The 22,500-nt window shown below is 64.9% G+C and carries 19 protein-coding genes; 17 read left to right on the top strand and 2 right to left on the bottom strand.

All coding sequences use genetic code 11. From position 1 onward, the window contains the following. Positions 1 to 157: 157 nt before the first annotated feature. Entirely contained in the window at positions 158 to 634 is a 477-nt protein-coding gene (gene bfr / locus AC07X4_RS10085; RefSeq protein ID WP_099729799.1) for a bacterioferritin, read from the bottom strand. Between the two features lie 271 nt (positions 635 to 905). On the opposite strand from bfr, the gene AC07X4_RS10080 reads away from it, so the two are divergent. The 3 genes from AC07X4_RS10080 to ahpF all read left to right on the top strand — a co-directional run bounded on the left by AC07X4_RS10080 (position 906) and on the right by ahpF (position 4,900). After that, positions 906 to 2,003: a hypothetical protein gene (locus tag AC07X4_RS10080; RefSeq protein WP_494739991.1), complete on the top strand. Its 1,098-nt coding sequence runs from the start codon at positions 906 to 908 to the stop codon at positions 2,001 to 2,003. Between the two features lie 553 nt (positions 2,004 to 2,556). Next, on the top strand, positions 2,557 to 3,132 hold the full coding sequence (gene ahpC, locus AC07X4_RS10075) for an alkyl hydroperoxide reductase subunit C (protein ID WP_015013373.1): 576 nt from the start codon (positions 2,557 to 2,559) through the stop codon (positions 3,130 to 3,132). 154 nt (positions 3,133 to 3,286) lie between these two features. Then, complete coding sequence (gene ahpF / locus AC07X4_RS10070) at positions 3,287 to 4,900, top strand: alkyl hydroperoxide reductase subunit F (protein WP_494739990.1); 1,614 nt, start codon at positions 3,287 to 3,289, stop codon at positions 4,898 to 4,900. Between the two features lie 79 nt (positions 4,901 to 4,979). Here ahpF and AC07X4_RS10065 read toward each other — a convergent pair whose 3' ends face one another. Further along, positions 4,980 to 5,126, bottom strand: coding sequence for a hypothetical protein (locus AC07X4_RS10065; protein WP_494739989.1), 147 nt, complete (start codon positions 5,124 to 5,126; stop codon positions 4,980 to 4,982). Positions 5,127 to 5,621: 495 nt separating this feature from the next. Here AC07X4_RS10065 and AC07X4_RS10060 point away from each other — a divergent pair, with 495 nt between their 5' ends. From AC07X4_RS10060 to AC07X4_RS09995, 14 genes are all read left to right on the top strand, one after another. Next, a complete protein-coding gene (locus AC07X4_RS10060; protein WP_494739988.1) occupies positions 5,622 to 6,917 on the top strand; it encodes a TolC family protein in 1,296 nt (431 codons plus the stop codon). Between the two features lie 37 nt (positions 6,918 to 6,954). Next, entirely contained in the window at positions 6,955 to 7,527 is a 573-nt protein-coding gene (locus AC07X4_RS10055) for a hypothetical protein (protein WP_494739987.1), read from the top strand. After that, complete coding sequence (locus tag AC07X4_RS10050) at positions 7,524 to 8,645, top strand: efflux RND transporter periplasmic adaptor subunit (RefSeq protein ID WP_494739986.1); 1,122 nt, start codon at positions 7,524 to 7,526, stop codon at positions 8,643 to 8,645. The genes AC07X4_RS10055 and AC07X4_RS10050 overlap by 4 nt, the downstream gene beginning before the upstream one ends. A 9-nt stretch (positions 8,646 to 8,654) precedes the next feature. Next, entirely contained in the window at positions 8,655 to 11,774 is a 3,120-nt protein-coding gene (locus tag AC07X4_RS10045; protein WP_494739985.1) for an efflux RND transporter permease subunit, read from the top strand. A gap of 136 nt (positions 11,775 to 11,910) precedes the next feature. After that, positions 11,911 to 12,309, top strand: coding sequence for a hypothetical protein (locus AC07X4_RS10040; protein ID WP_494739984.1), 399 nt, complete (start codon positions 11,911 to 11,913; stop codon positions 12,307 to 12,309). Positions 12,310 to 12,877: 568 nt separating this feature from the next. After that, positions 12,878 to 13,954, top strand: coding sequence for an ABC-three component system protein (locus AC07X4_RS10035; protein WP_494739983.1), 1,077 nt, complete (start codon positions 12,878 to 12,880; stop codon positions 13,952 to 13,954). Beyond that, complete coding sequence (locus tag AC07X4_RS10030; RefSeq protein WP_121729233.1) at positions 13,951 to 14,439, top strand: ABC-three component system middle component 2; 489 nt, start codon at positions 13,951 to 13,953, stop codon at positions 14,437 to 14,439. The genes AC07X4_RS10035 and AC07X4_RS10030 overlap by 4 nt, the downstream gene beginning before the upstream one ends. Beyond that, positions 14,436 to 16,304: a hypothetical protein gene (locus AC07X4_RS10025; RefSeq protein ID WP_494739982.1), complete on the top strand. Its 1,869-nt coding sequence runs from the start codon at positions 14,436 to 14,438 to the stop codon at positions 16,302 to 16,304. Before AC07X4_RS10030 ends, AC07X4_RS10025 begins: the two co-directional genes overlap by 4 nt. A gap of 619 nt (positions 16,305 to 16,923) precedes the next feature. Next, a complete protein-coding gene (locus tag AC07X4_RS10020) occupies positions 16,924 to 18,249 on the top strand; it encodes an aromatic ring-hydroxylating dioxygenase subunit alpha (RefSeq protein WP_494739981.1) in 1,326 nt (441 codons plus the stop codon). Between the two features lie 2 nt (positions 18,250 to 18,251). Next, on the top strand, positions 18,252 to 18,725 hold the full coding sequence (locus AC07X4_RS10015; protein WP_108499844.1) for an aromatic-ring-hydroxylating dioxygenase subunit beta: 474 nt from the start codon (positions 18,252 to 18,254) through the stop codon (positions 18,723 to 18,725). A 9-nt stretch (positions 18,726 to 18,734) separates the two neighbouring features. After that, complete coding sequence (locus tag AC07X4_RS10010; RefSeq protein ID WP_494739980.1) at positions 18,735 to 19,058, top strand: non-heme iron oxygenase ferredoxin subunit; 324 nt, start codon at positions 18,735 to 18,737, stop codon at positions 19,056 to 19,058. Between the two features lie 19 nt (positions 19,059 to 19,077). Further along, on the top strand, positions 19,078 to 20,373 hold the full coding sequence (locus tag AC07X4_RS10005; protein ID WP_494739979.1) for an NAD(P)/FAD-dependent oxidoreductase: 1,296 nt from the start codon (positions 19,078 to 19,080) through the stop codon (positions 20,371 to 20,373). A gap of 229 nt (positions 20,374 to 20,602) precedes the next feature. Further along, a complete protein-coding gene (locus AC07X4_RS10000) occupies positions 20,603 to 21,319 on the top strand; it encodes a fumarylacetoacetate hydrolase family protein (RefSeq protein ID WP_494739978.1) in 717 nt (238 codons plus the stop codon). 31 nt (positions 21,320 to 21,350) lie between these two features. Beyond that, entirely contained in the window at positions 21,351 to 22,475 is a 1,125-nt protein-coding gene (locus AC07X4_RS09995; protein ID WP_494739977.1) for a cupin domain-containing protein, read from the top strand. Positions 22,476 to 22,500 lie beyond the last annotated feature (25 nt).

Genomic DNA, 22,500 nt, shown 5'->3' with positions numbered 1-22,500 from the left:
CCGTTGATGTGCACTTGCAACAACCCGTGATCGCAGGGGGCATTGCTATCGGGGAGAAATATTTTCCAAGCTGCAGCGCGCAGGCACAAAAAAACGGGCCGAAGCCCGTTTTGATTTTTCTGCCCGCTTTCGTGGACCGATCTGGCGATCCGTGGCCTTACTCCACATCGCCCATCTGCGACTGCAGGTAATTCTGCAGACCCACTTTGCCGATCAGATCAATCTGGGTTTCGAGGAAGTCGATGTGCTCCTCGGTGTCGTCCAGGATCTTTTGCAGCAGGTCGCGCGATACATAGTCACGCACGCTTTCGCAGTGGGCGATCCCATCCTTGATGGTGGCTTGGGCGCCTTGTTCGGCGCGCAGGTCGCAGGCCAGGATCTCTGGCACGTCTTCGCCGACCTGAATCTTGGCCAGGTCCTGCAGGTTGGGCAGGCCGTCCAGCGTGAAGATGCGGTCCATGAGCCAGTCGGCATGCTTCATCTCGCCGATGGATTCCGAATACTCCTTCTTCGCCAGCTTGTCGAAGCCCCAGTGCTTGAGCATGCGGTAGTGCAGGAAGTACTGGTTGATGGCGGTGAGTTCGTTCTTGAGCTGGGCCTGCAGATGGCCAATGACCTGTGCGTCACCTTTCATGGGGACTCCTTGTTCTGGTTTGTGAATTGATGCGACACGCATTGTCGTGACCTGCATCAACCCACGCAAGGTAAACCCCTGCGGTTACGCAATGGCTGCGTTTGATGTTGAGAGGTGTTCGCGTTCAGGAAGAAGCATGGTGCCGCCTGTGTATGCGCACTCAATGGTCAAAAAATGGTTGTTGCACCAGTGCAAACGTGGCTCATTTGCAAGACGCCACACCGTTCGACATATGTGGCACTGAGCAAGCGGCGCAATTCGGGAGCACAACATGGCACCACCAATCCATTTCCCCTATTTCCCTTCGGTTGGCATGGCACGCATCCGGGGGCGCGCCGCAAGCCTGTTGGCGGCCCTGGCCGCAGTGGCTTTCCAAGCCACTGCGGCGGAGATTCATCCCTATGAACTTGCAATGCTTCAACAGCAAGTTCAGCGTACCGGCTGGGTGCGGGTCATGGTGACCCTCGATCGCAGCGCCTGGCGCACGCGGTCAGAAGAACAGACATTGCGGCTGCAGGCCTTGGCCGATCGGCTGTATGCGGAATTGGGCGATTCCGCTTTTCCCACTGGCCGCAGGAACAACGGATTGGGGTGGATTGGGTTTTATACCGACTCGGCGGGCATCGCCATGCTTTCACGCACCGCATTGGCCGAAAAGTTTTCCATTGATCCAACGGGCCGGAGCTGGGGGCGTGAACGTGCCGGTGATGGCAGCTTCGAAGCGATCGACGATGCGCTCGTCGCCTCACCCACCGTAGAGGTGGACTTGGTACTGGCCACCGAAGAGCCGCCGTATACCCTGCTGCCCGACGGCAGCACCCGCTTTGACGGCCCCTCGGAAGTGAACGAAGTGCTGGACCGCCTGCTTACCGAGCCGTTTGCGCAGCACATCAAGGGTATCGACCGCAGGCAGAACCCCCAGCTCGCGCCTGTGGTGCAGGCCAAAATTGATCGGGTGGCGTTTTTTGGATTGGTGGAAAGCGTGCATGTGCGGGCGGTGCGGCCGCGTGGTTTTGTGCGCGAGCCGTCGGCCATCTGGCATGAGGACGCGCTGCGCGTTGCGGCGCGTGAAGGCCGTGCGGAAATCCATATCCTTCTGCGAGGTGGCGTGACTTACACACACTTGCCTCACCAAAGCCCCAAGGCGCGCCGCTACCAGATGGATGCCAACACCCGCGCGTTGGACGAGATTCTCAAAGCTGCCGGTGTGGAGGCGTTGCCCGTGCTTTCAGAGGTCGATGCGCACATGGGGCTGGTGTACCTTTTTATCACCAGGCCACAGCTTGAAAAGCTGTTTGCTCAACGGGACCCGCGCATCCTGAGCGTGGATGTGAACAAGGCGATTGGTGGGCTTGCCAGTCACAACTAATCGGTGGGTCCGGCTCCAACGCGCGGCGTTCGCGCAGCGCTGAATCCTGTGGCTCTACGCGTTCGTCACCCGCACTACCGCGCCGCTCCCGTACGAGCGAAAGCTATAGCAGGGCAGCCCACACCCGCATCCAGCGGCATCAGCAGGTGCAGGCGCACGGTGTTGCGCAGGCAAAGCGTGGCAATCGTCACCACTGGCGGGGTCTAGAGCTCTTCACGGAGCAAATCAGCAGTGTTTGGAGCTTGTGAATCAGGCCTTTGCTATGAATTAGTGAGCTTTCGGCGCTATTCGTTAAAGCGCGATAGCCGTCTTTGACCAATATCTTGGAGCGCAAGGCAAGCCCCTGCTGTGGCGCGGGCTGCGTGTGATGCTGAGAGGCGTTCGCGTTCACATCCTGTGTGCCCCGCGGCGCACCAGGGTTGTCATCGGGAGGTCGCACAGGGCGTTGTATAGTAATTGGCAATTGATTCGATGTAATCAATTAATTGGATTGATGACTTGGAAATGCCTAAACTTCAGTCCTGTTCAGCAACCAACCACAAAGGAAACAGCAATGTCCCTGATCAATACGCAAGTTCAGCCCTTCAAGACCACCGCTTTTGTCAACCGTGGCGGCAAGGGTGAATTCATCGAAGTGACCGAGCAGTCCCTCAAGGGCAAGTGGTCCGTGCTGATCTTCATGCCTGCAGCCTTCACCTTCAACTGCCCCACCGAAATCGAAGACGCTGCCGACAACTACGCTGAATTCCAAAAGGCCGGTGCCGAGGTTTACATCGTGACCACCGACACCCACTTCTCGCACAAGGTGTGGCACGAAACGTCCGACGCCGTGGGCAAGGCCAAGTTCCCCCTGGTCGGCGACCCAACGCACCAGCTGACCAACGCTTTCGGCGTGCACATTCCTGAAGAGGGCTTGGCACTGCGCGGCACGTTCGTGATCAACCCCGATGGTGTGATCAAGACCCTGGAAATCCACTCCAACGAAATCGCCCGCGACGTGTCGGAAACCCTGCGCAAGCTCAAGGCTGCCCAGTTCACCGCCGCCAACCCTGGCCAAGTCTGCCCCGCCAAGTGGAAGGAAGGCGCCAAGACGCTGACGCCTTCGCTGGACCTGGTTGGCAAGATCTAATCCACGGCTCCTCCAAAGCCGGACAGCGTCATGGCGCCATCGCGCCATGCCGTCCGGCTTTTTTACGCCCGGACGTTGACAAGCAGGCTTGAACTGCAGCCTTTTTGGCGTCACCCTCCCAGACACCACAACTCGAATTTCAAAGGACACCACCATGCTCGACGAACAACTCAAGACCCAACTCGCCGCCTACCTGGAGCGCGTGCAGCAGCCGTTTGAGCTGGTGGCTTCCCTGGACGACAGCGAGACGGCGCGCGACATGCGCGAGCTGCTGACGACCATCCAATCGCTGCGCAGCGACAAGATCACCCTGCGCACCGACGGCAACGATGCACGCAAGCCATCCTTCAGCCTGCAGCGCGTGGGCGCCACCAACAGCCTGCGCTTTGCCGGCCTGCCCTTGGGCCATGAATTCACCTCGCTGGTGCTGGCCCTGTTGTGGACGGGTGGCCACCCACCCAAGGTCGAGCAGGATGTGATCGACTCCATCAAGGCGCTGGATGGAGACTTCAACTTCGAGGTCTACATGAGCCTGACCTGCCACAACTGCCCGGACGTGGTGCAGGCGCTGTCGCTCATGGCCATCGTCAACCCCAAGGTCAAGACCACTGTGATCGAAGGCGGCGCCTTCCAGAAGGAAGTGAACGACCGCGAAATCATGGCCGTGCCCATGGTGTTCCTGAACGGCCAGGTGTTCGGCTCGGGCCGCATGACCATCGAAGAGATCGTCGCCAAGCTCGACACCGGCTCTGCCGCCCGCGAAGCCGCCAAGCTGAGCGCCAAGGATCCGTATGACGTGCTGATCGTCGGCGGTGGCCCCGCTGGCGCGGCGGCCGCCGTGTATGCCGCCCGCAAGGGCATCCGCACCGGCGTGGCGGCCGAGCGTTTTGGCGGCCAGGTGAATGACACGCTGGCCATCGAGAACTACATCTCGGTGCTCGAAACCGACGGCCCCAAGTTCGCTGCCGCGCTCGAAGCCCACACCCGCGCCTATGGTGTGGACATCATGAACCTGCAGCGCGCCGACAAGCTCATCCCCGCCGCGCAGCCCGGTGGTTTGATCGAAGTGCAGCTGGCCAACGGCGGCTCGCTCAAGGCCAAGACGGTGATCCTGTCCACCGGCGCCCGCTGGCGCAATGTCAACGTGCCCGGCGAAGCCGAGTACAAGAACAAGGGCGTGGCCTACTGCCCGCACTGCGACGGACCGCTGTTCAAGGGCAAGCGCACGGCGGTCATCGGCGGCGGCAACTCGGGTGTCGAGGCTGCCATCGATCTGGCCGGCATCGTGGCCCACGTCACGCTCGTCGAGTTTGCCGACCAGCTCAAGGCCGACGCCGTGCTGGTCAACAAGCTCAAGAGCCTGCCCAACGTGACCATCCACACCAACGCGCAGACCACCGAAATCACCGGCGCCGACGGCAAGGTCAACGGCCTCAAGTACAAGGACCGCGCCACCAACGTGGAGCACCTGGTGCCGCTTGAAGGCGTGTTCGTGCAGATCGGCCTGGTGCCCAATACCGAATGGCTCAAGGGCACGGTGGAGCTGTCGCGCTTCGGCGAAATCATTGTCGATTCGCACGGTCGCACCAACATCCCCGGCGTGTTTGCGGCGGGCGATTGCACCACCGTGCCTTTCAAGCAGATCGTGATTGCAGCGGGCGATGGCTCCAAGGCAGCGCTGAGCGCCTTTGACCACCTGATCCGCATGCCCGTGGTGGCCGAAGGGGCCAAGGCGCAGGCAGCGCAGCCCGAGGCCGTTGCTGCTTGATGTCGTGCAGGGGATGGGGGCGGATGCTGCCCTCGTCCCTGCAGGCAGGGCGGCCCGAAGCGTGAATCCAGCTGCGGATTCAGGCCTTGGGCCTTTTGCCACTCAACCACGCAAAGTCCTTCAACCCGGTCTGGGCGATCCGCTGTTTTTGTAGGGGTTCTACAAACCTCCCTAGAATCCGGCTGCCCATGCGCCGATTGCTGTTGCTCTTCTTGTTGGTGTTCATGCCGCTCCAGTCCATCTGGGCGGCTGCTTCGCCGTATTGCGGGCATGAAACGGCGCCGCAAGCCTCGCACTTTGGCCACCATGCGCACGATCATGTGGCCGATGAGTCTCCTGTCCATCCAGCCAAGACGTCCAGTGCCACCCCGGCGGACATGGACTGTCACGCCTGCCATGGCGCGGGCAGCGGTCTCGCGCACAGTCCCGGTGACCACGCCCTCGTGGTGACTGCGGCACGCCCGCCGGGCCAGGCTGCATCAACCTGGCCGCCAGCGCCGCTTTCACGCCCCGAACGCCCCAATTGGCCCTTCCTCGCCTGAGCGGCGAGGCGGGGGCTCTGGGCTGTCCCGTTTCCATTTTGTTGATGGTGTTGAAGAGCTGCCTTTTGAGGCAGTCGCGACGCGCGCGCTGACGCCTGCGTGTGCTGCTGATCGGCTCTTCCTCCCATCGCGCCTCGCCGATTTCAACCTGTGGCTCCTGGCCACTGCAGAGGAATCGGATGCAATCAACGAAACAACGACACCATGCGCCCGCCGCCGCCGCCGCCGCCGCCGCCGCCGTAGCGGCTATGGCGCTGGGCTTGGCACTTCTGGGCACTGCCGCACAGGCCCAGACCCCCAACCCCGGCACAGCGCCGCTCACGCTCCAGGCCCTGTTCGAGCAGGCCTGGCAACGCCAGCCCGAAGCGCAGTCTGCAGCTTTGCGGCGCGAGGCTGCGCAGGCCACACGCAGCGCCGCAACGGCCTGGACGGCCGAGCCCGTGGCACTGGAGCTGTCCACCAAAACCGACCGCCCCGGTAGCAACCAGGGCAGCCGCGAAGCAGAAGTGGGCCTGGCCCTGCCACTGTGGCTGCCCGGCGAGCGCGCCCGCAAGGCCGCGCTGGCCGATGCCGAAGTGCAGGCGCTTAACAGCCGTCAGCGCGCCGCGCAGCTGCAACTGGCCGCCACCGTGCGCGAAGCGTGGTGGGCCGCGCAGGGCGCGCAGGCCGATCAGGCACTGGCTCAAGGCCGGCTGCTGAACGCCCAGCGCCTGGCCGCCGACGTGGCGCGCCGCGTGCGCGCGGGAGACTTGTCGCGCGCCGACCAGGCCCAGGCCGACGGCGCCGTGGCCCAGGCCGAAGCTGCCATGGCCGAGGCCCAGGGCGCACGGGACGCAGCGCAGGCCGCACTGGTTGCCTGGGGCGTGCAGGCCGCGCCCACCCTGGCGCTGGCGGACGGGGCGGAGCCCGAGCCCCCGGTGCCCGATGCCACGGCAGCCGCTACCCAGCACCCTGCGGCGGCCGACTGGCAGGACCAGGCCGAGGTAGCCCGCCGCGCTGCCGACCTGGCTGCCGTGCAAACCCGCGCCAACCCCGAACTGACGCTGGCCGCCACGCGCGGCCGCGAGCAGGCGGGCGACCGCTACCAACAGACCTTCACCGTGGGCCTGCGCATACCCCTGGGCGGGGGCGACCGTGCGCAGGCGAAGCAGGCTACAGCACGCGCCGATGCCATCGATGCCGAGGCGCGTGCTGCCGTGGAGCAGAGGCGCCTGGCCGCCGACATCGTCGCCGCCCTGGCCCGCGTGAAGGCCACGCAGGCCCAGCGCGACGCCTTTGCGCGCCACGCGGCGCTGGCGCAGGGCACACGCGGCTTTATCGACAAGGCCTTCCGATTGGGCGAAGCCGACGGCCCCACGCGCCTGCGTGTGGAGCTGGAGGCCGCCCAGGCCGAACGCCAGTTGGCCCGCGCCCGCATCGATGCGGCCGCCGCCATCTCCCATCTGCGCCAGGCCCTGGGCCTGCTGCCGCAATGAACTCGCTGTGAATTCCGACAAATTCTTCAAGACAACCATGACACTCTCTTCCACTTTCTCCACACTGGGCCTGGCCCTGCTGCTGGGTTTGCTACCGCCGACAGCGCTGGCCGGTGATGGCCACGACCATGGCGAAGCCCCCGCCGCCGCAACGGGCACGGCCCTGCCGCGCTTTGCCGCCACCTCGGACCTGTTTGAACTCGTGGGCGTGCTCGACGGGCAAAAAATCGCGCTCTACCTGGACCACGCGGGCGACAACAGCCCCGTGAAAGACGCCCGGCTGGAGCTGGACATTGCGGGCACCAGCGTGCCCGTCACCCGCGTGGCTGAGGGCGAGTTCCAGGCCACCCTGGCCGCCCCGCTGGCCGAGGGTGTGAGCCCTGTCACCGCCACCGTGGCCGCAGGCAGTGACACCGACCTGCTCGCAGGCGAGATCGACTTGCAGCCCGCCGCCCACACCGATGACGCACCCGCAGGGCTGGCCCGCCGCACTATGCTGATCGCGGGCGCCGTGGCCGCCGTGCTGTTGGCGCTGGTCGCCGTTTGGGGACTGCGCCGGGGCCGTGCTGCCCGCATGGGCAACACCCAACGCGTGGGAGGTGCAGCATGAAGCGCTTCCACCCCATGCCCTCTTGGCTGGCCCTGCTGATGGCCGCCGCGCTCAGCGCCCCCCTGCCAGCCCTGGCAGGCCCCGGCCACGACCATGGCGACGCGCCGCCCGCGCCCACCGGCAACGGCCCCAGCCGCCAGCCCGATGGCAGCGTGTTTCTGCCCAAGCCCGCGCAGCGCCAGCTGGGCGTGCGCACCCTGGTGGCCGCCACCGGGCAGCACGCCAAGGCCTTTGAACTGGCAGGCACCGTGGTGATGGACCCCAACGCTGGCGGCAAGGTGCAGGCCGTGCTGGCCGGGCGGCTGGAGGCCGGGCCCAAGGGCCTGCCTGGCGTGGGCCAGGCCGTGCGCAAGGGCGAGGTGCTGGCCTATGTGGTGCCCACGGCGGGCGCTATCGAGCGATCCAACCAACTGGCCCAGCAGGCCGAGCTGCGCGCCGCCCGCGACCTAGCTGCACGGCGCGTGGCACGCTTGACCGAGCTGTCCGACACCGTGCCGCGCAAGGACATCGAGGCCGCCGAGAGCGAGCTGCACAGCCTCACCCAGCGCCTGGGCGCCGTGGGCGCGGGCCTGGCCACCCGCGATGCGCTGGTGGCCCCGGTGTCGGGCGTCATCGCCTCAGCCAATGCCGTGGCCGGGCAGGTGGTGGATGCGCGGGAGCTGGTGTTTGAGGTGGTAGACCCATCGCGCCTGCGCATCGAGGCCCTGGCCTACGACCCGGCCCAGGCGCACAACGTGGCCGGTGCCACGCTGGCCGTGGGCGGGCAGCGCGTGCCGCTGCGCTTTGTGGGCGCGGCGCGCAGCCTGCGCGACCAGGCGCAGCCGCTGCAGTTTGCGGGCGACTCGGCCGCGTTGGGCACCCTTGCCTTGGGCCAGCCCGTGCGCGTGTTCGTGCAGTCCACCGACAAGGTCGATGGCGTGCAGGTGCCCGCCGCCGCGCTGCTGCGCAACCCGGCCAACCAGACCATCGTCTGGGTCAAGGAGTCGCCCGAGCGCTTTGCGCCGCGTGTGGTCACAGCGGTGCCGCTCGATGGCACCACGGTGGCCATCACCTCGGGCCTGCAGCCCGGCGACCGCGTGGCCACGCAGGGCGCCACGCTCATCAACCAGGTCCGCTAAGGAGTCGCTATGTTCAAGTGGCTTCTCGAAAACAGCCTGGTCAACCGGCTGCTGGTGCTCATCGCCGCCGCCGTGCTTATGGCCTATGGCGCCTTCACGCTCTCGCGCACGCCGGTGGACGTGTTCCCTGACCTCAACAAACCCACCGTCACCCTCATGACCGAGGCGGGCGGCATGGCCGCTGAAGAGGTGGAGCAGCTCATCACCTTCCCGCTGGAGACCACGATGAACGGCCTGCCCGGTGTGGAGAGCGTGCGCTCCACCTCCAGTGCGGGCCTGTCGTTCATCTACGTCACCTTTGACTGGAGCACCGAGATCTACCGCGCGCGCCAGATGGTGTCCGAACGCCTGTCGTCCATGGAAGAGGGCCTGCCCAGCGGCATCACGCCGCGCATGGGGCCCATCAGCTCCATCATGGGCGAGATCATGCAGGTGGCCATACCCATCGACGCGGCCAAGTCCACGCCCATGGCCGTGCGCGAGTACGCCGACTGGGTGCTGCGCCCGCGCCTCATGGCCATCCCCGGCGTGGCGCAGGTGATACCCATCGGTGGCGAGGTGCGCCAGTTCCAGGTGCTGCCCGACACGGCGCGCATGGCGGCGCTGGGCATTACGCACGAGCAGCTCACGGGCGCGCTCAAGGGCTTTGCGGCCAACACCTCGGGCGGGTTCTTGGAGCTGGGCGGGCGCGAATACCTCATCCGCCACCTGGGCCGCACCTCGCGGCTCGAAGACCTGCAGAACCTGGCCCTCACCGCCAAAAACGGCCAGAGCGTGCTGCTGCGCCAGGTGGCCGATGCCACTTTTGCCGCCGCCACCAAACGTGGCGACGCGGGCTTTGAAGGGCAGGGCGCCGTCATCCTCGGCATCCAGAAGCAGCCCACGGCCGACACCATCGGGCTCACGCGCAGCATCGAGACCGCGCTGGTGGACCTGAAGAACTCGCTGCCCGCAGGCATGGAGGCGCCGCGCGTCACCTTCCGCCAGGCAAGCTTCATCGAGGCCTCGGTCACCACGCTGCAGGGCAAGCTCATGGGCGCCTCGGTGTTTGTGGCGGTGATTTTGTTCGTGTTCCTCGGCACGCTCAGGCCCACGGTGATTGCGCTCACGGCCATCCCGGTGTCCATCTTCATCACGGCGCTGGTGTTCAAGTACTTCGGCCTGTCGATCAACACCATGACGCTGGGCGGCCTGGCCATTGCCATTGGCGGCCTGGTGGACGACGCGGTGGTGGATGTGGAAAACGTGCTGCGCCGCCTGAAGATGGACCGCGCCAAGCACCCGAACCACCGCCTGCATCCCATCGAGGTGGTCAAGCTCGCGTCCATGGAAGTGCGCTCCGGCATCCTCTACGCCACGGCCATCATCGTGCTGGTGTTCTTGCCGCTGTTTGCACTGCCGGGCATCGAGGGGCGGCTGTTTGTGCCGCTGGGCATTGCGTTCATCGTGTCCACGCTGGCATCGCTGCTGGTGTCGGTCACCGTCACGCCGGTGCTGGCCTTCTATCTGCTGCCGCGCATGAAGAACCTCGACCATGGCGACACGCGTGTGGTGGCCTGGCTCAAGGCGCACTACCGCAGCGGGCTCTCGGCCGTGCTGGCGCGCCCGCGCATGGCCCTGGCCGTGAGCGCGGTGGCGGTGGCGCTGTCGGCAGCGGCGGTGCCGTTCTTCCCCACCACCTTTCTGCCGCCGTTCAACGAAGGCACGCTGCTCATCGGCATGCGGCTCAACCCCGGTGTGACGCTGGCCGAATCGAGCGCGCTGGCCCGCCAGGCCGAGGTGCTGGTGCGCCAGGTGCCCGAGGTCACGCACGTGGGCCGGCGCAGCGGCCGCGCCGAGCTGGACGAACATGCCGAAGGCGTGCACGTGAGCGAGCTGGACGTGGGCCTGCTGCCTGCGGCCGAGCTCAAGCGCAGCATGGCCGAGGTGCAGGCCGACATCCGCAGCCGCCTCGCGCACCTGCCTGCCGCCATCGCCATCGGCCAGCCCATCTCGCACCGCATCGACCACATGCTCTCGGGCGTGCGCTCGCAGATCGCCATCAAGCTCTTTGGTGACGACCTGGACACCCTGCGCGGCCAGGCCGAAGCCCTGCGCGCACGGCTGGCGGCCATCCCCGGCCTGGCCGACCTGGAGGTGGAAAAGCAGGTGCTGGCGCCGCAGATCACCGTGCGCGTGGACTACGCCGCCGCTGCCCAAATGGGCGTGCCCGCGCCCCAGGTGCTGGCAGCGCTGCAGACGCTGGTGGAGGGCGAGAAAGTGGCCCAGGTGGTGGAAGGCAGCCGCCGCTTTGCGCTGGTGGTGCGCCTGCCCGACAGCGCACGCTCCATCGACGGCCTGGCGCGTGTGCTGATCGACACGCCCCGTGGCCCCGTGCCCCTGTCGCGCCTGGCCACCATCGAAGAGGGCGACGGCCCTAACCAAATCAGCCGCGACGACGGCAAGCGCCGCATCGTGCTGTCGGCCAACGCGCAGGGCAGGGCGCTGTCCGACGTGGTGGCCGACATCCGCCAGGCCGTGGCTGAAACGCGCCTGCCCGAGGGCTACTTCATCACCCTGGGCGGCCAGTTCCAGGCGCAGGAAGAAGCCAGCCGCCTGGTGGGCCTGCTGGCCATCGTCTCGCTGGTGCTGATGTTTGTGGTGCTGTACACGCGCTACCGCTCGGCCACGCTCTCGGCCCTCATCATGGCCAACATACCGTTGGCGCTGGTGGGTGCGGTGCTGGGGCTGTGGGTGTCGGGCCAGCCGCTGTCGGTGGCGGCGCTGATCGGCTTTATCACGCTGGCGGGCATCTCGGTGCGCAACGGCATTTTGAAGGTGAGCCACTACCTCAACCTGATGCGCGTGGAGGGTGAGCGCTTTGACACCGCGATGATCGTGCGCGGCTCGCTGGAGCGCCTGAGCCCCGTGCTGATGACCGCCCTGGTCACCGCCTTTGCCCTGGCCCCGCTGCTGCTGGAGGCCGAGCGCCCCGGCACCGAAATCCTGCACCCCGTGGCCGTGGTCATCTTCAGTGGCCTCATCAGCTCCACGCTGCTCGACACCTTCCTCACCCCGGCCCTGTTCTGGCTGTTTGGCCGCAAGGATGCCGAACGCCTGCTTGACGACAAGAACGCCGAGGCGTTCTGAGCTTTGTATGCGCTTTTTTGTGCTCTTTCCGTCCCCATCCAACCCGTTCGGGCTGAGCCTGTCGAAGCCCTGCACGGTGCTCCGATCCGTTCAGCCTGAACGGCCCCATTTTTTTCCACCCCCTGAAAGGACTCTCATGAAAACCACCCGCCAATTTTTCGCCGCCCTGGCCCTCGCCGCTGTGGCCACCACCGCCGCCCACGCCGCAGGCGACCACGGCGCAGGCCACGACCACAAGCCCCAACACGGCGGCATCGTGGCCGAAGCCAACGACATGGACTACGAACTCGTCGCCAAGCCCGACACCCTGACCCTGCACCTGCGCGACCACGGCAAACCCGCCAAGACCGAGGGCGTGAGCGCCAAGCTCACCCTGCTCAACGGCACCGAAAAATCCGAGGCTGTGCTTGTACCGGCAGGCGAGGGCAGGCTCGAAACCAAAGGCATCTTCAAGGTCGCAGCAGGCACCAAGGTGGTGGCGCTGGTGACGCTGCCGGGTAAGAAGGCGGCGAATGTGCGGTTTGCGGTGAAGTAAGCCGCTGCTGAAGAGGGCAAGCGTTGTGCTCGACGCGCCGCCGCACTGGCTTTTGCTGGCGTGGCGGTGTGTTGTCTGTTTCAGTGGCAGCGCGCCTTGGGCACCGGCGAGATGGGTTCGTGCGTGGTTTCGGTGATGCGGTGTGCTGAAATTTGAAGAAAATTGGGCTCTACCGCCTGTCTATCAAGCGCTTATAGCTATCAAATTAGTAGTGATGTGATTGATGCCGGGCGCAAGGTGCTGAGCTTCCGTGGGCGGGAATAGGCAGATTTTTTGGGTGGAGTGTCTGGCAGTTTTAGGCTGGTTGCGGACGTTCGCCTGCGTCTGCTTTGCTGCACCTAGGTGCTGGATAACTAGTCCACGCCTGCACGCCACCGCCCATCCGTAACACGTGACTGTTGATGATGGTTGTCGCGACCTCGGCATGGGCCCGTAGTTCCTGCGCGATGCGACTATCTCTGTACCCCTTCAACAAGTGCCGGCGGATGGTGCCCACACTACCGCCACCCTGGCAAAATCCGAGCTTGCGTGATCGCTAAAAAATCGCACCAGGGACAAGTCCAAATCCATGCCACCAAAACCAGGCACGACTCGCAAGTCGCGGAAGACCCAGCATGTAACCGCAGGCGGTGTCATCCCGCCATCCTCGCAAGTTCTTCTGCTGAATCCTGATCAGTGGGAGGAGTTCATTTTGGCAGCCGCGCGCCAGCGAGTGCATTCAGGCGGCGCCCAATATGCGGCGATCAAGCGGCTAGGCGGGGCGGGCGACGGCGGCCGCGACATCGAGGCGCGGTATGGTCCGGCGTTGGTGCGTGATGGGTGGGACTTGTACCAGGCCAAGCACTACAAGCAGGGGCTGACGCAGAGCGACGCATTTCCGGAGATGGCGAAGTTCTTCAAGCAGTTGGCCTTGAAGACCTACCCGCGTCCAAATTTCTACTACTTCTGCTGCCCGCATGCGGTGGGCAACGAGCTACACAACACGATGGCCTCTGGGGCCGCTGCCTTCAAGGCAAAGTTCATCGATGCATGGAAGAACGAGAACACAGGCATGAAGGGCAGAGCCGCCGAGTTGACCAAGGAAGTCCAGGCGGCAATCGACGATTTCGACTTTGACCGCTTCATCGAGTGCCCGGTGCATGACCTGTTGGCCTGGCACGCGCTCGACAAGGCCGCCCACTATCAACAGTTCGGAATCGTGCCGGCACGCGGCGACGATGATCCGATGCCAGCCCAGCCCGCTGGGCACGAGAGCGTATACGTCGACGAACTCTTGCGCGTCTACAGCGAGCACAATGCATCGCCCGTCGCCCTTGCTGACCTCCAGGGCAGCGAGTACGAAGACCACTTCGATGCGCATCGACAAGTCTTCTATTGCGCTGAAGGACTGCAACGATTCAGTCGCGACATATACCCCAACGAGCCCGAGTTCGAGCGGCTGTTAGACATGGTCCATGCGGGCGTCCGCCCCACGGTCGCCCAACTCCGCCTAAAGACGGGTATGGAACGGGTCGACGCTGCCGTAGAAAAGGCGTCGACGCTGCAGGTCCAGGAGAGCCGTCTGTCTCTCCAGCTTCGTGGGGGGGACCTGCCCGGGACCTGCCATCACCTCGCCAACGCCGGTAGGCTGAAGTGGGTCAAGTGAAAAAGTCCAAGCCTCTCGCCGCTTTCAACTCGCCGTTCGAACTGGGCGTTCGGATGGTGTATCTGCTCAATTCCTTGCAGCCGGCCGGCGCCGACCTCCAAAAACTGGTCCTGCTCGACTACGCCATCGTGTATTCAGACGATCTCGGTGGGCCACCTAGCCTTCACACGCCTGTGCCCTACCGCGGCAGCGAATACATGAGTCGCCGTGACCTCATCGCACAAGGCCTCTACCTGATGAGCACCCGCGGTCTCGTCGCCGTGGTCATGGATGAGGCCGGCATCACCTACTTCGCCGGTGACACCGCTAGAAGCATGGTCGGCGCGTTGACGTCACCCTACCTGCGTGAGTTGGAAGGCCGGTGCCGCTGGGCGGCCACCACCTTCGCCACCCTAAGTTCGAGAGACATGACCGAGAGATTCGCCCAACAAGGCTATCTGTGGGGGGCCGAATTTGAAGGTGCCGCCGCGAGGGAGCACCAATGACAATAACGCTGAAGCACCTGTCGGTTCATGGTCCGGGCCTCTTGCCCGCCGTTGTCGCCTTTGATGGTCGACGCACCCTCATCCGCGGCCCGAGTGATACAGGTAAGTCGCACATCTGGAAATGCATTTGGTTCCTACTGGGCGGCACCGCGACACTCGAACAGTTTCCGGAGTCGCAGGGATACGACTCGCTGGAGCTCGCCTTCCTGCATGGTGAGCATGAATACCTTGTTCGTAAGGCGATGTCTGGCGGTGCCGCGCGAGTTCTGGTGCGATTGGACGATCTTTGGGTTCGGGACGGTACCCCGAACCCGCTCGAAGACGTCAATCAGGATCTTGGCGAGCTGCTCGTCCAGCTGTCTGGCGCTGCAGGCAAACAGGTGCTTCGCAAGCGAAGTGAAAAAGGCCCCATCACTGGTGACGACCTGCGGCATTGGGCGCTCCTCTCCCAGCCCGGAATGATTTCCGAGGACGCGACGAAGGGTAAGGGTCATGGCAAGGACAAGCATGTCTCGTCCTTCTCGCTGTTCCTGAGCGGCCTCGATGACTCCGCGGTCGAGCTCTATAAGACCGCTTCCGAAAAAGACCAGGCCAAGGGAAGATTGGCGGCGGCCGAGGCGGAACTGGCTCGCCTTCAGGGAGTGATTCCAGCGGACACAGATCGAGCATCCGCCGTTGCAGCCTTGGCGCAAGTCGATGAGCGGCTGGACATGTTTGCCACGCAACTCCAGGCGCGTTCTTCTGTTCTGAAGGAGCTGCGGCAGCAGATATTTGCGGAGGGAGAAGCCCTGAGTACCGCGATGACACAACAGGCCAGTGCAACGTCGATGCGCGAACGCTTCACGCTGCTGGACCTGAAGTATTCGAGCGACCTTGCCCGGCTCGGAGCCACGGACGAAGGCATCCAGTTCTTCGAGGCCTTGACGGAGACTCCCTGTCCACTCTGCGGCACGTCGGTAGAACAGCACGTCGATCCCGGAAACCTGAAGCCCCGGGCGCCAACAAAGTACCGCGACGCGATCGCGGCCGAGGCGGAAAAGATCCGCGCACTCCGTCGCGGACTGCAGCCATCCCTGGCCCAAGAACAGACGCGTCTCGCCGCCGCAACTGCTGATGTGCAACGGCTTACGACATCGCTGAAGGCATTGGAGGAACAGGAGAAGGCCGTGCTTCGTAGTGCATCGCTGGAATTCGACTCAGACCCACGGGAACTCGCCGAGTCCCATACGCGGTTGTCATCACTCATCGACGCATTTGATGAGACCGTTCGGCTGACGGCGGCAATCGACCACCTCAAGGAAGCCACGAAACAGAAGCAGACGGCCCTCGTTCGAAACATTGGACAGCACGGCGACGACGTCGGGGCGATCGCACGCCAGATGCTCAACGACTGGGGGTTCACGTCCATCCAGTCTGTATACGTCGACCCGAAGGCCTGCGACCTGGTCATCGATGGCCGCAGACGCCTAAGCTATGGCGCGGGCAAGCGTGGCCTGTTCCTGTCCGCTATGACGATAGCCTTGATGCAGCATGCTCTAAGAAGTGGGCACCCTCACCTCGGCGTCGTCGTGCTGGATTCACCGCTGAAAGCCTACGCCCAGAAAGAGTCGCCGGACAAGGACCGGGAGATCCCCACAGCCACGGTGAACACGAGCTTTTACGCTTGGCTTTCCCGCTTCCAAGGCCCCGGCCAAATCGTCGTTCTGGAAAACGAACCGGTGGATCCGGTCACGGCCCGCGCTTTGGACGCTATCGAGTTCACCGACGACTACGCCCGCGGACGGCAAGGGTTCTATCCGCCCAGACCGATGATTGCTCCGCCGCCAGGGCCGAGCGACGGGGCCGATTTCGACGATCTTGCGTAAGTCGCCACTCGCGCTCCCGATCCACGACGCCAGCTGACCAGCGCGCGCCACCATTAGACGTAGGCCAGCCGAGGTCGGTGGAGTCTCAGTCGTTGAAGTCGCCACGCTTCTGCCCCCGTGAGAGTTCGATACGGGGGACTGAACGGCTGCTTCTGGGGGCTCAGTTCGACGAAGCGACAGACCGCAACCGCTGCAATGCAGCCTCTGCTGATCTGAGCTGATTTGAAATTCCCTTGCTTGGCCAAGCCACCCTTCGGCTGAGCATTGTCCCCAACGGCCTCCCTGCCACGCAGGCTGTCCGCCCGGCCCAGACCCATCGGTAGAAGTGCTCGGCCGATTGCCCCGGTACCCACTCTCGTTCGACTCGCTCATGCCACCCGCATGCAGCGTGGCCTTGCGCGCCTTGCACCGCCGCATGGCGCCGCAATCTCCCGCGCCGCCATCAAAGTCATATTCACCTGAGTGATGTGAAACATCACCAGCGTTCCATTGACTGATATTGCTGCAGCGCGAATGATCGGTCCCCAGGCGCTGGGTGCATCCGCACCGGCCCCGAAAGACTGATGGATCGATGGATCGACTGATTGATTGGCAATGACAAAAAACAAAGGAGACGCCCATGCATGAATGCCCCGTGACCGTATTCCCGCAGCAGATCCGCTGGGAGACGGATGGCACCAGCCGCATTCCTTTTCAGGCCTATACCGATGAGGCGCTGTACCGCAAGGAGCTGGACCGTTTGTTCTACAACGGGCACTGGTGCTATGTCGGCCTGGAGGCGGAGATTCCCAACGCGGGGGATTTCAAGCGCACGGTGATTGGCGAGCGCTCGGTGCTGCTGGTGCGTGACAAGGATGCTTCGATCCATGTGGTGGAAAACGTCTGCGCCCACCGTGGCATGGCGTTTTGCCGCGAGCGGCATGGCAACCGCGAGAGCCTGACCTGCCCGTACCACCAGTGGAACTACACCCTGTCTGGCGACTTGCAGGGCGTGCCGTTTCGGCGTGGCGTGAAGCAGGATGGCAAGGTCAATGGCGGCATGCCTGCGGACTTCAACCCGGCAGAGCATGGGCTGACCAAGCTCAAGGTGGCCACCCGTGGCGGCGTGGTGTTTGCGTCGTTTGACCACAGCGTGGAGCCGCTGGAGGAGTTTTTGGGCCCCACCATCCTGGGCTACTTTGACCGGCTGTTCAATGGCCGCAAGCTCACCATCCTGGGCTACAACCGCCAGCGCATTCCGGGCAACTGGAAGCTGATGCAAGAGAACATCAAGGACCCGTACCACCCCGGCCTGCTGCACACCTGGTTCGTTACCTTTGGGCTCTGGCGTGCCGACAACAAGTCGCAACTGCTGATGGACGCGCAGCACCGCCATGCGGCCATGGTGTCTACACGCGGCGCAGCAGGCAAGGCGGCGGACGTGACGCAGGTGTCCAGCTTCAAGGCGGGCATGGAGCTGAACGACCCGCGCTTTCTCGACATTGCGCAGGAGGACTGGTGGGCGGGCCCACCCCCCGCAGCCAGCGGGGAGGGCGCTGCGGCGCCGAGCGCGGGGGCATCGGTGCCCACGGCGGTGATGATGACCGTGTTCCCCAGCGTGATCTTTCAGCAGCAGGTCAACAGCGTTTCCACGCGCCACATCCAGCCGGATGGCAAGGGCGCTTTTGATTTTGTGTGGACGCATTTCGGGTTTGAGGACGACAGCGAAGCAATGACGCAGCGCCGCCTGCGCCAAGCCAATCTGTTCGGCCCGGCAGGCTTTGTGTCGGCCGACGATGGAGAGGTGATCGAGTGGTCGCAAGAAGGCTTTGAGACCAAGCCCGCGCACCGCACGCTGGCCGAGCTGGGCGGGCGCGATGTGGGCGACACAGACCACATGGTGACCGAGACGCTGATCCGGGGCATGTACGAATACTGGCGCAAGGTAATGGAGGCGGAGGCTTGACCATGGACTTCCAGACCTACTTCGAACTGAACCAGCTCTACGCCCGCTACGCCCGCGCACTCGACGCGGCGGACTGGGAGGCGTGGCCAGAGTTTTTCATTGACCACTGCGTGTACAAGCTGCAGCCCCGCGAGAACCACGAGCGCGGGTTTCCGCTGGCCACACTGGCGTTTGACAGCAAGGGCATGCTGAAGGACCGCGTCTACGGCATTCGCGAGACGCTGTTCCACGACCCCTACTACCAGCGCCATGTGGTGGGTGCGCCGCTGGTGCACAAGGTGGATGCCGATGGCCGCATCCACTGCGAGGCCAACTATGCGGTGCTGCGCACGCGCCTTTCGAAGGAATCGACGGTGTTCAACGTGGGACGCACGCTCGATGAAGTGGTGCCCACGCCCGAGGGCCTGAAGTTCGCGTCGCGCCTGGTCGTTTACGACAGCGAGATGATCCCCAACTCGCTGATCTACCCCATCTGAGGAGCCGCCATGACGACGATGACAACGAACTGGATTGACGCTGCTGCGCACGGCGATGTGCCCGAGGATGACGTGATCGGCCTGGCTGTGGCCGGGCGCGACATTGCGCTGTATGGCGTGGGTGGCGAGGTGTTTGCCACCGACAACATCTGCACCCATGGCAACGCGCGTCTGTGCGATGGGTTTCTGGAAGGGCACGAAATTGAATGCCCGCTGCACCAGGGCAAGTTTGATGTGCGCAACGGCAAACCCACCTGCGCGCCCGTCACCGAGCCGCTTCGCAGCTACCCCGTGAAGATCGAGGGCGGCCGCGTGTGGCTGGCCCTGGACTGAACCTCTCAAGGAGACCCCCATGACTGCCGAACGACCTGAGGTCGAGGCCGCTGCATTGCCGCATGAAGGCGCTAACGCCCACTCGGCCCACACCATCGTGATCGTCGGTGCAGGCCAGGCGGGCGGCTGGGCGGCGCAAACGCTGCGCAGCGAAGGTTTTGCGGGCCGCGTGGTGCTGATCGGTGACGAAGCCCACCCGCCGCACGAGCGGCCACCGCTGTCGAAGGCCGTGCTCTCGGGCGCCGCGGCGCCGGAGAGCACGCGGCTGATGAAGCCCGAGGCCTTTGACGCACTGGCGGTGCAATGGCGGCCCGGCATGCAGGTGCACCGCATTGACCGCGCTGCCAAGCAGGTGCTGCTGTCGGATGGCACAGCACAGCCCTACGACAAGCTCATCCTGTGCACCGGGGGGCGCGCTCGCCGGCTTGCCTTGCCGGGGGTAGACCAGGTGCCGCTGCACACGCTGCGCACCATTGAAGATGCGCGGGCGCTGTCCCCGGCCCTTCGGCCTGGCCGCCGCGTGGTGGTGGTGGGCGGTGGCTGGATCGGCCTGGAGGTGGCGGCCACCGCACGCCAGCAGGGCGCGGAAGTGGTGGTGGTGGAGACGCAAAGCCGCTTGTGCGAACGCACCGTGCCCGCCGAGGTGTCGGCGTATCTGCTGGCGCTGCACCGCGCCCAGGGCGTGCGCGTGCTGCTGGGCGCGGGGGTGCGGGGCTTTGCCCGCGCTGCAGATGGCGCAGACGGCTCAGATATTCGCTCGGAGGTCTTGCTGGCCGATGGCAGCGCGCTGGCGTGCGACACCATCGTGCTGGGTGTTGGCCTGGTGCCCAACGACGAGCTGGCGCGCGCGGCGGGCCTGGCCTGCGACGGCGGCGTGCGGGTCGATGCCCAGTGCCGCACGTCCGACCCCCACATCTTGGCCGCAGGCGATGTGGCCGTGGCACCCAACCCCTGGGCGGGCCGCAGCCTGCGGCTTGAATCGTGGCAGAACGCGCAAGAGCAGGGCATGGCCGCTGCTCGCTCGGCCCTGGGCCAGGCGGTGGACTACCAGCCGCTGCCCTGGTTCTGGTCTGACCAGTACGGCATGAACCTGCAGATCTACGGCATGCCCACGCCTGCGCACCGCGTGGTGCAGCGCGGCGACCCGGCCAGCGGCAGCTTTGTGCTGTTCTACCTGGCGGGCGATGTGGTGCAAGCCGCTGTAGGGGCCAACGCAGCGCGCGACCTGCGCTTTGCCCGCAGGCTGATCGAGCAGCGCAAGCCGGTGGATGCCGAGCGGCTGGCCGACCTGAACACGCCGATGGCAAAGCTGTGACACAGCCCGCGCAGCGCTTCGACGGTGCTCAGCGTGAACGGCTCAGGGGAATGAATTTGATGGAGCGTCACTGAATTTGAAATGTCCGTTCTTGAAACATCCGTTCGGGCTGAGCTTGTCGAAGCCTTGCGCGGCGCTTCGACTGCGCTCAGCGTGAACGGCTTAAGCAGATGAATGCCGAACCTGCAGCACCACTACCAGCAATAGAAACAGCAAAAGGAAACCACCGATGACCGCAACCACGTCAACCACTTACCTCTGGACCCCGCCCCCCGTCTATTCGCTGCCTGTGCGTGGCCGCAGCGAGCGCCTGCCCATCCACCGGCTGTTCTTTGTGGGCCGCAACTACCACGCGCATGCGGTTGAGATGGGGCGCCCGGTGGACAAGGCGGTGGAAGTGCCGTTCTATTTCACCAAGGCGCCGTCCACGCTGGTCGAGTCTGGCGCGACCGTGGCCTACCCACCCGGCACACAGAACTACCACCACGAAATGGAACTGGTGCTGGCCATTGGTGCGCCCGGTTTTCGAGTGAGCGAGGCGGATGCGCCCCGCCTTGTCTATGGCTATGCCTGCGGCCTGGACATGACGCGCCGCGACCTGCAACTGGTGGCGCGGGATAAGGGCCGGCCGTGGGACCTGGGCAAGGATGTGGAGCAGTCCTCCGTGGTCTCCGAGATCGTGCCCATGCCGCAGGTGGTGCTGGGCCAGGGCGAGCTGGAGCTGTCGGTCAATGGCACCGTGCGCCAGAAGTCCGATCTGTCCAAGCTGATCTGGAACATCCCCGAGCTGATTGCCGACCTGTCCAAGTTCTACCACCTGCAGCCGGGTGACCTGATCTTTACCGGCACGCCCGAGGGCGTAGGCCCCGTGCTGGCAGGCGACCGCATTGAAGGCCACATTGAAGGCGTGGGCAGCATCGTGCTCCACGTTGGCCCGGCGGAATAAGAAAAAACCACATCCAGGAGACAACCCCACCATGACCACCGACCTCACGCCTTCCCCCGTGCGGCTGCACGCCGTTGCGGGCAAAGGCCAGCCCGAGCCCACGCCCGAGCTGGAGCAGCTGTACCGGGGCTTTGAGCAAGAGCTGCTGGTACCGCTCTGGACGCAGATTGGCGACCTGATGCCCCGCCAGCCCCAATCCAAGGCCGTGCCGCACTTGTGGCGCTGGGACCGCTTGAAAGCCCTGGCCGCACAGGCGGGCGCCATCGTGCCCGTGGGCCGTGGCGGGGAGCGCCGTGCGATTGCGCTGGCCAACCCGGCGCTGGGTGGGCGCCCCTTTGCCACGCCCACGCTGTGGGCCGCCATCCAGTACCTGATGCCCGGCGAAGACGCCCCCGAGCACCGGCACACGCAGCACGCGTTTCGTTTTGTGGTGGAAGGCGAGGGCGTGTGGACCGTGGTCAATGGCGATGCCGTGCGCATGTCGCGCGGCGACTTTCTGCCCCAGGCCGGCTGGAACTGGCATGCCCACCACAACGCTGCCACCGAGCCCATGGCCTGGATCGACGGCCTGGACATTCCGTTCTCGTACTACACCGAGAGCCAGTTCTTCGAAGTGGGGCGCGAGAAGCTTCCACCCGCCGAGCGCACCACCGCCGAGCGTTCTTATTCCGAAAGGCTGTGGGGCCACCCGGGCCTGCGCCCGGTATCGATGGTGCAGGCCCAGCCCGCCACGCCCCTGCTGGCTTACCGCTGGGTGGATACCGACCGTGCACTGGCCGATCAGCTGGCGCTGGAAGACGAAGGCCAGCCGGGCACGCTGAGCCCTGGGCATGCGGCGGTGCGCTTTACCAACCCCACCACCGGCGCCGATGTATTGCCCACGATGCGGACCGAAATGCACCGCGTGCGCGCAGGCGGCGGAACGCGGGTTCAGCGTGAGGTGGGCTCGTCCGTGTTCCAGGTGTTTGACGGCAGCGGCACCGTCACGGTGGGTGAGCGCACCTGGCAGGTGGCGCGGGGCGACTTGTTTGTGGTCCCGTCGTGGCAACCCTTCTCGGCCCAGGCATCTGCCGCTGGCGCGCTCGACCTGTTCCGCTTCAGCGACGCGCCGATTTTTGAGGCGCTGCACAGCCACCGTGCGCAAGTCACTGTTTGATCCATCACTCACCAGCCGGATTCGG

Source organism: Acidovorax sp. GW460-11-11-14-LB4, from assembly GCF_059423685.1.
The sequence above is the reverse complement of the archived record's forward strand: the minus strand, read 5'-3'. Positions and strand labels throughout refer to the sequence as shown.